Raw genomic sequence first — 13,791 nt, forward strand, 5'->3', positions numbered from 1 at the left:
GTTTGAATTTAATGGCGGCAGATGCCGTCTTTCAACCTGAAAAAACGCAAGTCATGACAAAAAGTACCTACAACGAACTCATTAACGATTCCCTCGTTCATCAGTCAGTTACCGAACGCCTCGAAGATTTTGGTGGTAAAAACCGCATTGAATTAGACAATGAATTGATTAGTCTGATTCTGGATTTGTACAACGACGATCAGGATTTTCCATACCAGAAAATCAGAAAGTTTTCAATGGGGGATATTTTGGCGTATTTACAGGCAACACACCGCTACTATCTGACCAAAAAATTACCCGAAATCGAGCAATCGCTTTTGCATATATTCAGCAAATACGGCCAAACGCACGAGTTGTTGGCAGAACTTTGCCTGTTTTTTAACGAATACAAAAACGACCTCGTTGAGCACGTTAAGATGGAAGAGCGCGAGTTTTTTCCGTACATCAAAAAGTTGATGAAGGCATCGGCGGGTGAATATACCAAAGCAGAAATTGCAGATTTATTGAATTCGGCTTCCATCAGCCAATTCACCGAGCACCACGATTCCATTGAGGATGAATTGAAAGAAGTAAGCCAAATTATTCACCGTTATTCGCCCGTTGAGCGCCCGCCTATGCCGTACCGGGTGTTTCTGAATCAGGTGGAATTTTTTGAATTAGAGCTTCGCAAACACGCCATCATTGAAGACCACGTGTTGGTGCCGATGGCGGTGGAGTTGGAAGCCCAACTGAGAGCATCGCTTTAATTTTTATAGCCTATCAATATATACCCGTCCGACGGTTTTGTTACTTTGTTAACCAACCGTCAGACGGGTTGTTTTTTATTGCCCTACGAAAGCAAGTTTTTGGGTTTTGCGGTCAACGGCCAAACGCGTGATTTGTTTGATGCCCAAGCTACTCCAATCGGCAACTTCCTGCCACTGTTTGTCGTACTGAGGGTTCCATTTGTACAGCTTCGAGCCCTGCGCCATCAGCAGCGTTCCATCCGCCGCCCAGGCACAATCTTCACTGCCAGCGGGTGTTTGAATAAGCGTTTTTGTTTGTAATATATTCATATCCAATTGCTCCACCTGCCATTCCGACGCTGATATTTTATGCACAAAACTGACCGCCTTTTGCGAAGGAACGCGCAGTAAAGAGCGCCCGACGTTGGTTGTAATCGTCTGGCCTTTATCGGTCGAGACCTGCGCCAATTGAAGCATATTGGGCTGGCCCAACACAAACAACACCAACGAATCGGAACCAAACCAGCAATGATATCCAACGGGCTTAATGCTTGGTAAAATCACCTTCGGGTTTTTGCCCGTTGCCAAGTCAAACTGCCAGAGCCGCTGCGTTTGGTCAGGTTCCACGCGAATCACCGAAAAATGCTTGCCATCGGGCATGACCGTAGCCGAATACTCACTTTCGGGAGTTTGGGTTACGGCACTGTGGTTTTTCTTTGCCAAATCATAGGTCCAAATGTCCGTTTGGCCGTTGGCTTGTCGGGTATAAAGTAGTTTTTTTCCATCGGGCGTAAAGGAAGGTTGGTTGTCGTAACCAGCCCGTTTTGTGATATTTACGGGATTGCTAACCGTAACTTTTCCTGCCGAGACTTTCAAGTCTGTTAGATAGATTTCGGTGTCGGGTATCGAGGGCGTAAAGGCTTCCAGCACCCGTTTGACGATGTCATCTAAAGCGTTGTTTTCAATCCAACGTACCACCATCACCAGTTCATGGTCGGGGTCTACATATACAATATTAGCCCCATTTCCTACGTGGTAAAATACGTTTGCGGGCGCGCTCGGTAGCGGTTTTTGTCCCGTGTTCAGAAACCAGTTCATATACCCGTAAGTAGGCTGGGCAGGAGTGGGAGTAGTGGCCTGTTTTACCCATTGTTCAGATAGCAATTGTTTACCGTTCCAGTTGCCTCGGTTGAGCGTCAGCAATCCAAAACGGGCCATGTCGAAAGCATTGATAAACATGCCGCCGCCCCAGTGGCCGCCACCGCTAACCGATTGTACGGGCTGACCGTCTAAGACAATCCAAGCGTTGCGGTAGCCCGTCCAGCGCCATGTATTAGACGCACCGATGGGGTCCATGAGATTTTCTTTCAGCACCTGCGGCAAGGGCCTGCGCCACACACTCGTGGCGGCGAGCGCCAGCGCATTGACGCGCACGTCGTTGTACTCATACACGCTTCCGGGGGCGTTGCGCGGCCGGGTGAGCCAAGTGGCGGCATCCTTGTCGGGGCGGTCGGCCCACTCGGGTTTGCCCCAGAGCGTGCCTTCCCAATCGGAGGTTTGGCGGAGCATGTGGTCCCACGTGATGCGGCGATTGTGGGGGGTATCAAAAAGCCGCAGCAATTCGGGTTTGCCAAACTCGTCGGCGGGGCGCTGAACGGGTTGGCCGTAAAGTTCAATTGGCGGCACATAAGGTGCTACGGTATCATTGACGCTGCGAATCAGTCCTTTATCCACCGCTAAACCCACGACGCTCGAAAGAAAACTTTTGGTGACACTGTGCGTAATGTCACAGCGCGACGGGTCGCCCCATTGGGCTATGATGTAGCCTTTGTAGACGATGATGCCCGTTTGGTCACCCCGGTCGGCAAACGGCCCGATGGCAAAACCGTAGGGCTCTTTTCCAAAACTCTGATAATGAGATTGCTCCATGCTGCGCGGATTTTTGGACTCGCTGGCTTGGGCAAACGCAATCGCTTCCTGAATTTTGGCGGGATTCAAGCCCATCTCAGCGGGCGTTTTTTTTGCCCATTCGTGAGCTGGTGGGAAATAGGGGGTGGGTTTTTGTTGGGCAAATGTTTTTTTATGACCAAAAACAGACGCCAGAAGAATAACGAGAAATGTCGTTTTCAGGGGTTGGAAACGGAAGAGATTCGTCATAAGAAAACAAGGACGGTGGATGGTTTTTAGGGTGTTTTGAAGTCGGTTTGAGCAAAGATAGGGACTTGGTTATGAAAAATTCAATTAATGACCTCGAATCGTCAAATCGCACTTTGCTTTGAGGCAAGGGTTCGGAGATGCAGAAAAAAACGCCAGCGATTTGGTGAAGATGGATAAGAAATTCAGTAGCCGCGACCGTGATCAGCAACAAAGCGGCAATCGTAACAGAAATAAAAAGAAAAAAGGCGGAGGAGGGGGGGGAATCCCTCGGCCAATGCCGCCAATCTCAATAAAACCAACAACCCACCAAAAGGGGGCGGCGAAAAGAAGTAAACCAATTCGGTAGAATTGTATTAAAAAAGGGATAGCCTCAGTAGGTTATCCATTTTTTAATTATTTGAAAATCAAGGGGTTGGTTTGCGCTCCTAGGCCAACCAACTGTTCGTTTATTCCCACATTTGATAGGTTGGTTTGCGAAAGCTTCTTTATGGTATTTTCCAATACCTGGATGGTTTCTTCCTGTTTGGCGTCGCGTTGGCGTAAATCCTCGTTTTTCGGACTTTAGGCGATGTAGCTCCGTTTTGGTAGCTGCATTGTGCCCATGATTCTGTGCAGTAGCACTTCTTCTTTTACCTTAAAAAGTGCGGCCAATGGCCGAATGTAGGCAATCTTGGGCAAGTGCTTATCACTTTCCCAAAGGAGTGGTAACATCTTCACAAAAGAACATACCTTTTCGCAACGGCATGACGGCCACGGGCGAGATTGTGACGGAAGATTTGAAGTTGATTGAACGACTTTTCTACGATTTGAGGAAGGTGTTAAGGCGTTAATTAGACCAAAGGAAAACCATTTCAGTTAAATTTTTGTTGCAAAAGGGGTAATCTTAAAGAGGTTGTCCTTTTTGTTTTTTTATTAATCACTAACAGTGCGAAGCAACGACCATGCAACCCGTATTTATCTATACAGAAGCGAGCCCCAATCCCAATTCGATGAAGTTTGTACTAAACTTCGAGCTTGTTCCGCAGGGACTTTCGTTTGACTATCCCGACAGCGAGTCTACCCAAATGGAAGGAAAAGCGTCGCCGTTGGCGGGAGATTTATTTCAGTTTCCTTTTGTCCAACGTATTTTTTTAGCGTCCAATTTTATTACGGTAACCAAAGATGATGCCACCGATTGGGGGGATGTCATTCTGGATACCAAGCAGTTTTTGAAAATTTACTTCGAAGAGAATCACCCCGTATTTGAACAAAAGACGGTGGACAAGAACACGGCAATCTTAGATACCGATACCCCGACCGTCCGTCAAATCAAAACCATTTTGGACGACTACGTGCGCCCAGCGGTAGAATCTGACGGGGGAGCTATTTCGTTCCATTCGTTTGAAGAGATAACAGGTACCGTAAAAGTATTGTTGCAAGGCTCATGCAGCGGGTGTCCTTCTTCCACATTGACGCTCAAAGCAGGTATCCAAAACTTGCTTACCCAAATGGTACCCGACGTGAAAGAGGTAGTGGCGGAAGGAGTATAGGGCTTCTTTTGCGATTTTTATCCTATTTTTGAGTTTCTTTGCCTAAAATTCAACAAAAACTTTCCCATTTTACCATTGGATAAAATCACGGAAAGTTTTTTTGTATAGTTTAATCATTGAAATTTAAAAAAACGTTATTTCGTACTAGATAAAATATAGCTGCCAAATTACGCAGACGTTGTATCTAAATACGTTAATACATTAGTTGTATAACTAATCACGATTCATTACTTACATGTCGACGATTCTTAAAACCCTACTGATTTTTAGCTGGATTGCGCTCTGCAGCTTTACGTTAAAATCTGATGCCGAAGGAGGGATAAAGACGGTGGTGATTGATGCAGGGCACGGCGGAAAAGACCCTGGCGCGCGCGGGCGCATCTCGCGTGAGAAAGATATTGTGCTGGATATTACCCTTCAATTGGCGCGTAAAATCAAGGCAGAAATGCCCGAAGTGAGGGTGGTTTTGACGCGTGCCAGCGATAAATTTGTGGACTTGGACGAACGCTCCAACATTGCCAACCGCCGTAAAGCAGATTTATTCATTTCCATCCACTGCAATTCTCTTCCGAAAAATAAAGTAAGCCCCGCTGGGACCGAGACCTTTGTGATGGGATTGCACAAATCGGACGAAAACCTAGAGGTGGCCAAAAGAGAAAATGCAGTTATTTTGTTGGAAAAAGACTACGAAGACAAATACAAGGGTTTTAATCCTAACTCACCGCTTGCGTATATCATGCTTGCCAACCGCCAAAATGCGTATATAGCGAGCAGTTTGAATTTTGCGGGAAAGATTGAACGCCAATTTAAAAAACACGCCGACCGTAGCAGTCGCGGGGTAAAACAGGCGGGTTTTATGGTTTTGTGGCAGACTGCTATGCCTAGTGTATTGATTGAAGCGGGTTTTTTAAGCCATGCCCAAGAAGAAAAATACCTTAATTCGGAAGAAGGTCAGGACCAAATCGCGGAATCTATCTTCCGAGCTTTTAAGCAATATAAGGAAGAAGTAGAAGAAAACTGATAAATTTGCCATTTCAAACAGATAGTCAAGGGTTAAAAGCTAGGCGTTATGAATGCACTTTTAACGCTTCATTTTTAACATATACTCATCCATGAAAATATCAAAAGAAGCAAAAGTTGGTATATTAGCAATTGTCACCATAACAATGCTGTATTTTGGCTTCAATTTCTTAAAAGGTTCGGACTTCTTTTCAACAACCCATAAATACTACGTACTCTACGACAACGTAGGCTCTCTCCAGCCTTCCAATCCCATCAAACTCAACGGGGTTGCAGTCGGGATTGTGAAAGCAACGGAGTTGCTACAAGAGCGAGGAAACGCCGTTTTAGTAACGCTCGATATTAATCGGGATATTATTTTAACCAAAGGAACCAAAGCAATGCTTACCTCAGAATTGCTCGGGGGAAGTGCTCTAATGCTCCAGATTCCATCGGGTGCGCCTCGCCTCAACGAAGGGGATACTTTGTTGGCCGAAACCGAAAAAGGAATTCAGTCGCTGTTGCAAGAGAAAGCGTTGCCTGTGGTCAAAAATGCTGATTCGCTGATTGTTAGCCTCAATAAAATCATCAACCAATTTGACCAGACTGGCTACGCCCTCAACAAACTGCTGACCACAACCGACCAAACGGCCATGGGAATCAACGCATTGGTAGCTCAAAACAGGCAGACAATCGCCGCCACCATGGCCAATATCAATGCCCTGTCGGCTTCGTTGATTGAGACTGAAAAAGGCATGAAGCCCATTCTTAGTAATTTACTCACTACCACCGATTCACTGAAAGCCTTACGACTAGGCCAGACATTGGCGCAGGCCAATGCTGCCGTGGCCACGCTCCAAAAGTCGCTTACGGCGCTCGAACAGGGTCAGGGAACGGCGGGTAAATTGTTGAAAGATCAAGCCTTGTACGATAACCTGAACCGTACTATTGTGAGTGTCAATAAATTAATGACCAATTTCCGTCAATACCCCAAGCGATACGTAAACGTGTCGGTATTTAGCAAGAAGGATAAAGGCCCAGCCGATAGCCCTGCCGATACTACTTTAAAGTATTAGTTAAGCTAGAAAATGAGCAGTATTGATATTTGGGAACTGCCCACAAAAAAAGGTCGCGAGAACTCTCTCGCGACCTTTTTTTGTGGGAATAGACTCGTTTATTAGGCGGTCGTTTTATTGGATGATGCCAATTTTGATTTGGCAAATTGCCATACCATTGGCAGAACGGAAAGACCGATGATCCCGAAGATGACCAATTCGAAATTCTTCTTTACAAAGTCTAAGTTTCCAAAAAAGTAACCCAACATGGTAAGAGAAGGTACCCAAAGGATAGCTCCGATGATACAAAAGAGGATATATTTAGAATAGGTCATGCTACCAGCACCCGCCACAAAAGGAGCAATGGTACGGACAATCGGAATAAAACGGGCCATGATGACGGTTTTGCCGCCGTGCTTGGCATAAAACTCTTCTGTTTGCTCCAAATATTCACGCTTGAAAAACAAGATTCGTTCTCGTTTCTTGATGGTACTTCCCAAGAATTTCCCGACAAAGTAATTTACATTATCCCCCATCAACGCCGCTACAATCAGCAAAGGAATAACAATCCAGGGATTCAGTGCACCCGTAGATGCGGCTAAAGCGCCTGTTGCAAATAAAAGTGAATCGCCGGGCAAGAGTGGCATTACTACCAAGCCAGTTTCGGTAAAGACAATCAAAAACAGAATCAAATAGGTAAGAGTGCCGTATTCATTGATGATGTCGGCGAGGTGTTTATCAAGATGTAAAAAAAAGTCTAAAATCTGCGCGAGAATTTCCATTTGTGTGTGATGTTTATTTTGTATTTAATTAACGCACAATGGTGCGAGTTTACTTTGTTAACTTCCAGCGCTTACGCGTTTTATCATTAAGAAAATGGGCGAAAGTGTCGCCGCGAAGGCCCAAACGAATGGTTTCGAGTGGGATAATTTCATTAGGAGCGATATTACCCAGGTTGACATTGGCGCCGAGAAGTTTGACAAACCATACTTGTTGGGCTTTTTGGGGGGCTTCCCAGATGATGTCTTTGTTGGGAACTTGAGTTAAAATTTCTTCCACTAAACCTTGGCGCACTTCACCACTAGAGCGGAACAAACCCACGTTTCCAGATTCACGGGCCTCGCCAATTACTTTCCAAGCACCTGCTTCAAGTTCGGCCTTCATCAGTTGAATCCACTTGTAGGGTGGAATAATTTTGGTTTCATCTTTTGAACCCACTTCCGAAAGTACCTTTACCTGCTCGGCAAGCACCTTGATAAAATCGCATTTGATTTCCTCAGGCATATCTACCGAGCCATCAGAAACTTCGGCGTACTCTAAGCCGTATTCGTCAATCAAACGGCGATAGTCTTCAAATTGATTGCGAACCACAAAGGCTTCAAATAGGGTCCCTCCGAAATACACTGGGATTCCAGCACTTTTGTAGACGGCAATCTTATCTTTTAGATTAGGAGTAACAAACGAAGTAGCCCAGCCCAATTTGACGATGTCGATGTGTGGGGCCGAAATATCAAGCATATCTTCAATTTGACGGATGCTTAGCCCTTTGTCCATGACCATGGTTAACCCAAATTGACGAGGTTTACTGGTGCGCTCGGGGACCTGAGATAGTTTAAAATTCATACTTGTTGGTTCGGTATGTCATTAAAAATAATGCGTAAAATTAGCGATTACTATTACAACGTACTAAACCCAAGTCGAAAATATGCTGATTTTAGTCATTTATTTAATCACTATAAAGTCCATAGGTTGAAAACTTTTTTAAATTTAGGCCTATTTAACAAAGGGAGTAGAACAGTCATTTTCCTGAAATAATCCTACTTGATTTAGAATAATAAAAAACCCGCAACCGAAATCGCGGGCAGGTGGAAAGGGTAGGAAAAGTAAGGTTTGGTGCCCTAAAATCAACAGAACTCAGGGTACTGGTCTGGTGCAGCTTCGCTTACTAATTGATACACTGCTTCAAAAATATCTTCTACGTTGGGTTTTGAAAAATAATCACCGTCAGAGCTGTAAGCAGGGCGGTGGGGTTTGGCTGATACGCATCGGGGAGCCGAGTCAAGCCATTTGTAAGCGTTTTGTTCATCCAGTACCTGCTGCATCATGTATCCACTACCACCGCCGGGCATATCTTCGTCGGCAAAAATAACCCGATTTGTCTTTTTAATAGAGTTGAGAATTTGATGGTCAAGGTCAAAGGGAAGCAATGTCTGTACGTCGATAACCTCAACACTAATTCCCGTTTGGGCGAGCTCCTCAGCGGCTTCCAATACAATTCGGCACATAGACCCATACGTTACAATGGTTACATCCGTGCCTTCACGCAACACTTCAATCTGACCCAGCGGAACGCAGAATTCTCCGGGATTGGAAGGCATCCGCTCTTTGAGCCGGTAGCCATTTAGTGGCTCTACCACCAGTGCGGGGTCGTCGCCGCGCAGTAAGGTGTTGTACATTCCTGCGGCTTGGGTAAGGTTGCGAGGTACACATACATGCAATCCACGCAGACTGTGAATAACGGAGGCCATGGGTGAGCCAGAGTGCCATATTCCTTCCAGACGGTGGCCGCGTGTCCTGATAATGACGGGGGCTTTTTGACCGCCTTTGGTTCGGTAGTGCAAGGAAGCCAAGTCGTCGGTGAGGGTGGCTAATGCATAAAATACGTAGTCAAAGTACTGAATTTCAACGATGGGTTTTAACCCACGAATGGCTAAGCCGATGCCTTGGCCGATGATGGTGGTCTCGCGAATGCCAGTATCAGTGATTCGCAACTCACCAAATAACTCTTGTAGGCCCGCAAATCCTTGGTTCACATCACCGATTTTGCCCACATCTTCACCCAAAGCCACGATTCGGGGGTCATTGGCAAATAGCGCCCCAAAATTGGCACGTACTACTTCCCGTCCGTCGACAAACGGCGATTCGTCGTCGTAAATAGGAGCAACGGGCACAATTTTTAACGGGGATTCGGGCGACTGACTGTAAACGTGTGAGCTAAATCGGTCGTGATTGATTTCGGTGTTTTTTTGAAGCCAATCTGCCAGTGCCTTTTTGGCGGGTATATTTTCAGAACGCAGTGTGCGGAGTGTTTTTCGGACGGCAGTGGTATTGTATCGGTGAAGGGGCACAAACTCCCGCTTTACTTCGTCAATCAGTTGGAGCAATTCATCTTTGAAACGGCTTTCTTGAACCGCTGCCTCAATGAGCGTCAAGGCTTCTTTCTGCTCTTTTAAAATAGCTTCATTGTAGGCTTTCCACGCATCGTTTCTTTGATTCCGAACAAGTTTTTTTGCTTGTTCTTCTATTTCGTCCAGCTCATCTTCGTTGGCGTAGCCGTTATTTAGAATCCATTCTTTAAACTTACGGTTACAATCCCAATCCTTTTCCCATTCAAGCCGTTCTGCCGATTTGTAACGGGTGTGCGTGCCCGAAGAGGAGTGCCCTTGCGGCTGAGTTACTTCTTGCACATGAACGAGCACAGGCACGTGGTCGCGACGACAAATCTCTTCTGCTTTACGGTAGGTTTCCAGCAGACCCACATAATCCCAGGCTTTGACCGTAAAAATTTCAATTCCCGCTTCCTCCTCGTGGCGTTGAAGCCCGGCGAGGGCTTTTGAGATACTTCCTTTGGTGGTTTGGTACTCAACAGGTACTGAAATGCCAAAGCCATCATCCCAAACCGACATCAACAGCGGAACCTGTAATACCCCCGCGGCATTCATGGTTTCCCAAAACATCCCCTGCGAAGTGGAGGCATCACCAATGGTGCCAAAGGTAATTTCGTTGCCTTTCCGCGAAAAATTGGTCATCGACCAGAGTTCTTCATTTTGCCGATAAAGTTTGGATGCATAGGCCAAACCCACCGAGCGCGGAATTTGCCCTGCGGTAGGGGCAAGGTCATTGATGTGATTATAAGTATCTACCTGCGATTTCCAGAGGCCGTTCTCGTCCAGAAAACGGGTTGTATAATGATTGTTCATCGAACGCCCAGCCGTATGCGGGTCAAAGGTCACGTCGGCATGTCCGTACAATTGAGAAAAATATTGTTGCCAGGTGAGATTTCCCAGTGCCGCTACAATGGTTTGGTCACGATAATAACCCGAACGAAAATCTCCCTTACGAAACACCTTGGACATTGCGACCTGCGCCAACTCTTTCCCATCGCCAAAAATACCAAACTTAGCACGTCCTCCCATCACATCCTTTCGACCCAATAAGCTGGCTTGTCGGCTTTCACATACCAAACGATAATCGTTCAGAATCCCTTGACGCGTAAGGGCAATAAAGTCGGTCGCGAGTTCGTTCTCTATCACGTTTCTTGATGAAAGTTTAGTAGGTTTCCGTTGAAATAAAAAGTAAAATAAATAAACATTTACTAATTATTACAACGAATAATTAATTTCATTGTTTTGGCAAGTAAATATAAGGGAAAACAAATCAGGTTTCAAAATACAAGTTTTTTCTGTTACCTTGCCATAAAAATTTCGTCAAAAAGAACGTTTGGCAAAACTTTTGCTAGTACAATTATTGTTAGATAAGCAACCAACTTTTACAAAACTAAATTTTACAATGAACATGAAAAAGTTTCTTTCATTTTTCGTAGCAATTTTGGTATTCAGCGCAGCAAGCTACGCGCAAAAAGGAGTAGTGAAGTTCGCCAAAGTCGAGCATGATTTTGCCAAAATCGAACAAGGTAAGCCCGTAAGCCATGTATTTGAGTTTACCAATACTGGCACTGATCCCGTCGTTTTAGGAAACGTAACGGCATCATGCGGTTGCACCACTCCAGAATGGACGCGTGAGCCTGTAATGCCTGGCAAAAAAGGTTCAATCAAAGCTACGTTTAATGCAGGCGTAATGGGACCTTTCAACAAAACAGTAACGGTTCCGAGCAATGCTGAAAATGGCACTTTATACCTAACCCTCAAAGGGGAAGTGGTGGCCAGCAAAGCTCCTGAAGCAAAGAAAGGTAAGTAGATATTAGTGGTTGGTTATGCGGCTCATAACCAACGGATTAATCTTTAGACTACTGATTTTTAAAAGCATATAAAGGCTTTGGCTTGATGTCAAAGCCTTTTTTGTTATTTTTGTAAACGAAAGAGGGTATGGCCGGGTGTTGCAACGTATTGCGTAACGATCATGCTCAATACTCAATGCCTTGTCTTTATAACCTTCAACGATGTTTAAAACTGGTATCATTCTCGCATTAATTGTTGCGTTTTCCTGTAACAACACGGCCGACCACCACCATGCCGCTTCCCTTCAAAATGCACTGGCCGATTGTGTCACCGATGCAACCCTGACTCCAGAACAAATTTCTAAAATTCGGACGCGCATCAAGGCTGACCAAAAAACGGCGAGTTTGGATTCGATTTTTCGACGGAAGTACAAATTGGAGCGTTTTAACGGGAATGTCCTGATTGCCCAACAAGGGGTAGTGCTCTATCGCAACTCTTTTGGGTATGCGCAAATTGAACAAAAAGATACGATGCGCTCGGAGTCCAAATTCCAATTAGCATCGCTTTCGAAGACCTTTACGGCGGTGGCCATTCTGAAACTGTACGAAGAAGGCAAGCTAAAACTTGAGGATTCTATTCAAAAATTTATTCCACAATTTCCCTATTCTGGGATTCAGATTAAGTCTTTGTTGTCGCACCGCAGCGGCTTGCCCAACTATGCGTATGTACTCACCGACAGCGTGCGCAAGCGAAATCCTTACCCTTGCAACGACGACATTGTGCGATGGTATTGTGCCGTTAAGCCTAAATTATACAATACTCCCAATCGGAATTTCAGTTACAGCAATACGAATTATGCCCTCTTGGCTACGATTGTAGAAAAAGTGTCGGGTCAAAAATTTGAAGACTACCTGCGGCAGTATATCTTCAAACCCCTCGGGATGAAAGATACCTATTTGATTACGAGTCGTAACGATTCCTTAAATTTATATCGTACCACGGGCTATCAATATAACCGTCGGTTACCCAAGGATAATTTTGATGATGTAGTGGGAGATAAGGGAGTATATTCCACCATGGATGATGTATTGCGTTGGTATTCAGGTCTTAGTGGTGGTTGTGTTTTGCGTCCAGAAACCATGAAAGAGGCCTTTACGCCAAGGAGCTTTGAGCGCCATGGCATCAAAAATTACGGATATGGCTTCCGGATGCACGTAAACGAAGCTACGCGTGAACCCAAGTACGTCTACCATACCGGCTGGTGGAAAGGCTATAATACACTGATGTGGTTTAGTCCCAAAAACAAGTTTGTCATCATCATTCTCAGCAATCGCTACAATCGCAGTATCTACCAAATCAAACCTATTTTGGAGGTGTTGGAAGGGAAAAGTAAAGTAGAAGAAGGCGTGGAGGAGGAGCTTTTCTAGGCTTATCCAAAGCCGACTTGATACGGATTGAGTTCCTATTTTACAAAATCGTAAATCATCTCCGAAACATCGGCCAATATTCGTACACCTGCTTTGGGGTCTTTTAGATTTTTGGAAAGTAGGACAAGCACGTATTTGCGTCCATCGGGCAAAAATACAATTCCTGAATCGTGCTGTACACCCGTGATAGAGCCCGTTTTATGCGCTACTTTTACTTCTTTGGAGAGTTTAGCGGGGATAATTTCGTTGAATTTTTGGTCAAATAAAATACGCGTAATGCCTTCGGAGGCAGTGGGGTCGATGGCTTTTTTTCTGGCGATTTGCTCAAAAATAACCATCAAATCATAGGCCGTTACGGAGTTGTTCATTCCGAGTTGGAACGCTTTGCTATCTTCTACGCCCCGCAGTACTTGAATGTCATTTGCGCCAAAATCGCGCATGGTGGCGTTGGCTTTCTTCGCGTCAACCAAATCAATCAGAATGTTGGTGGCTAAATTACTGCTGACGATAATCATTTGGTATGTCAGGTCGTAAATGGTCATTTTTTTGCCAATCATTTTGTACATTCCGTCGGCACTGTCGTCGCTGATGTCAAGGCTGAAAGCTGAGCCATCCACGATACTTTTAAACTCGTTTTTGACCAAAATAGAATCGGTAAGCTTGAATTTACCCCCTTTTGCTTGCTTAAAAACCTCAATCATTACGGGCGTTTTCATCGTACTTGCCGCATGAAAGTTTTCCTTTTCATTGATAAACAACGTTTGATTGGATTGCAAGTCTTTGAAGGCTACGCCAAAATTGCCTTCTACACCTGCTAGTTTAGCCTGAATGGCTTCTTTGAGAGGTTCAGTGGAGGGCTTTTGAGAAAAAGCAGAGAATGTCCATCCAATAACAATGAAGGCAAAGAAGTATTTCATAAATAGATTATTGATGAAGGTTTG

The 13,791-nt window shown here is 45.0% G+C and carries 12 protein-coding genes; 7 read left to right on the top strand and 5 right to left on the bottom strand.

What is annotated here, in order from left to right; translation table 11 throughout:
• The first annotated feature begins 53 nt into the window (after positions 1-53).
• Positions 54-746, top strand: coding sequence for a hemerythrin (locus NCI00_RS15685; RefSeq protein ID WP_253529057.1), 693 nt, complete (start codon positions 54-56; stop codon positions 744-746).
• Positions 747-821: 75 nt separating this feature from the next.
• Here NCI00_RS15685 and NCI00_RS29505 read toward each other — a convergent pair whose 3' ends face one another.
• On the bottom strand, positions 822-2,882 hold the full coding sequence (locus tag NCI00_RS29505; RefSeq protein WP_310586778.1) for a serine hydrolase: 2,061 nt from the start codon (positions 2,880-2,882) through the stop codon (positions 822-824).
• 650 nt (positions 2,883-3,532) lie between these two features.
• Here NCI00_RS29505 and NCI00_RS15695 point away from each other — a divergent pair.
• The 4 genes from NCI00_RS15695 (at position 3,533) to NCI00_RS15710 (ending at position 6,486) form a co-directional block, all read left to right on the top strand.
• Positions 3,533-3,712 (top strand): hypothetical protein, encoded by a 180-nt coding sequence (locus NCI00_RS15695; RefSeq protein ID WP_253529059.1) that lies wholly within the window; start codon positions 3,533-3,535, stop codon positions 3,710-3,712.
• Between the two features lie 111 nt (positions 3,713-3,823).
• Entirely contained in the window at positions 3,824-4,411 is a 588-nt protein-coding gene (locus NCI00_RS15700) for a NifU family protein (RefSeq protein WP_253529060.1), read from the top strand.
• A 235-nt stretch (positions 4,412-4,646) separates the two neighbouring features.
• Entirely contained in the window at positions 4,647-5,432 is a 786-nt protein-coding gene (locus NCI00_RS15705; RefSeq protein ID WP_253529061.1) for an N-acetylmuramoyl-L-alanine amidase family protein, read from the top strand.
• Between the two features lie 91 nt (positions 5,433-5,523).
• Positions 5,524-6,486: an MlaD family protein gene (locus NCI00_RS15710; RefSeq protein ID WP_253529062.1), complete on the top strand. Its 963-nt coding sequence runs from the start codon at positions 5,524-5,526 to the stop codon at positions 6,484-6,486.
• 101 nt (positions 6,487-6,587) lie between these two features.
• Here the strand turns inward: NCI00_RS15710 and NCI00_RS15715 are convergent, their stop codons facing one another.
• The 3 genes from NCI00_RS15715 to NCI00_RS15725 all read right to left on the bottom strand — a co-directional run bounded on the left by NCI00_RS15715 (position 6,588) and on the right by NCI00_RS15725 (position 10,778).
• Positions 6,588-7,247: a DedA family protein gene (locus NCI00_RS15715; RefSeq protein ID WP_114462072.1), complete on the bottom strand. Its 660-nt coding sequence runs from the start codon at positions 7,245-7,247 to the stop codon at positions 6,588-6,590.
• A 49-nt stretch (positions 7,248-7,296) separates the two neighbouring features.
• Entirely contained in the window at positions 7,297-8,088 is a 792-nt protein-coding gene (locus NCI00_RS15720; RefSeq protein WP_114066881.1) for a phosphosulfolactate synthase, read from the bottom strand.
• 281 nt (positions 8,089-8,369) lie between these two features.
• Complete coding sequence (locus NCI00_RS15725) at positions 8,370-10,778, bottom strand: thiamine pyrophosphate-dependent enzyme (protein WP_253529063.1); 2,409 nt, start codon at positions 10,776-10,778, stop codon at positions 8,370-8,372.
• 262 nt (positions 10,779-11,040) lie between these two features.
• On the opposite strand from NCI00_RS15725, the gene NCI00_RS15730 reads away from it, so the two are divergent.
• Both NCI00_RS15730 and NCI00_RS15735 read left to right on the top strand, forming a co-directional pair.
• Positions 11,041-11,442: a DUF1573 domain-containing protein gene (locus NCI00_RS15730; protein ID WP_253529064.1), complete on the top strand. Its 402-nt coding sequence runs from the start codon at positions 11,041-11,043 to the stop codon at positions 11,440-11,442.
• 202 nt (positions 11,443-11,644) lie between these two features.
• Positions 11,645-12,850: a serine hydrolase domain-containing protein gene (locus NCI00_RS15735; RefSeq protein WP_253529065.1), complete on the top strand. Its 1,206-nt coding sequence runs from the start codon at positions 11,645-11,647 to the stop codon at positions 12,848-12,850.
• A gap of 35 nt (positions 12,851-12,885) precedes the next feature.
• Here the strand turns inward: NCI00_RS15735 and NCI00_RS15740 are convergent, their stop codons facing one another.
• Positions 12,886-13,767 (bottom strand): serine hydrolase, encoded by an 882-nt coding sequence (locus NCI00_RS15740; RefSeq protein ID WP_253529404.1) that lies wholly within the window; start codon positions 13,765-13,767, stop codon positions 12,886-12,888.
• Between the last annotated feature and the right edge of the window lie 24 nt (positions 13,768-13,791).

Source organism: Runella salmonicolor, assembly GCF_024158025.1.
Taxonomy (GTDB): domain Bacteria; phylum Bacteroidota; class Bacteroidia; order Cytophagales; family Spirosomataceae; genus Runella; species Runella salmonicolor.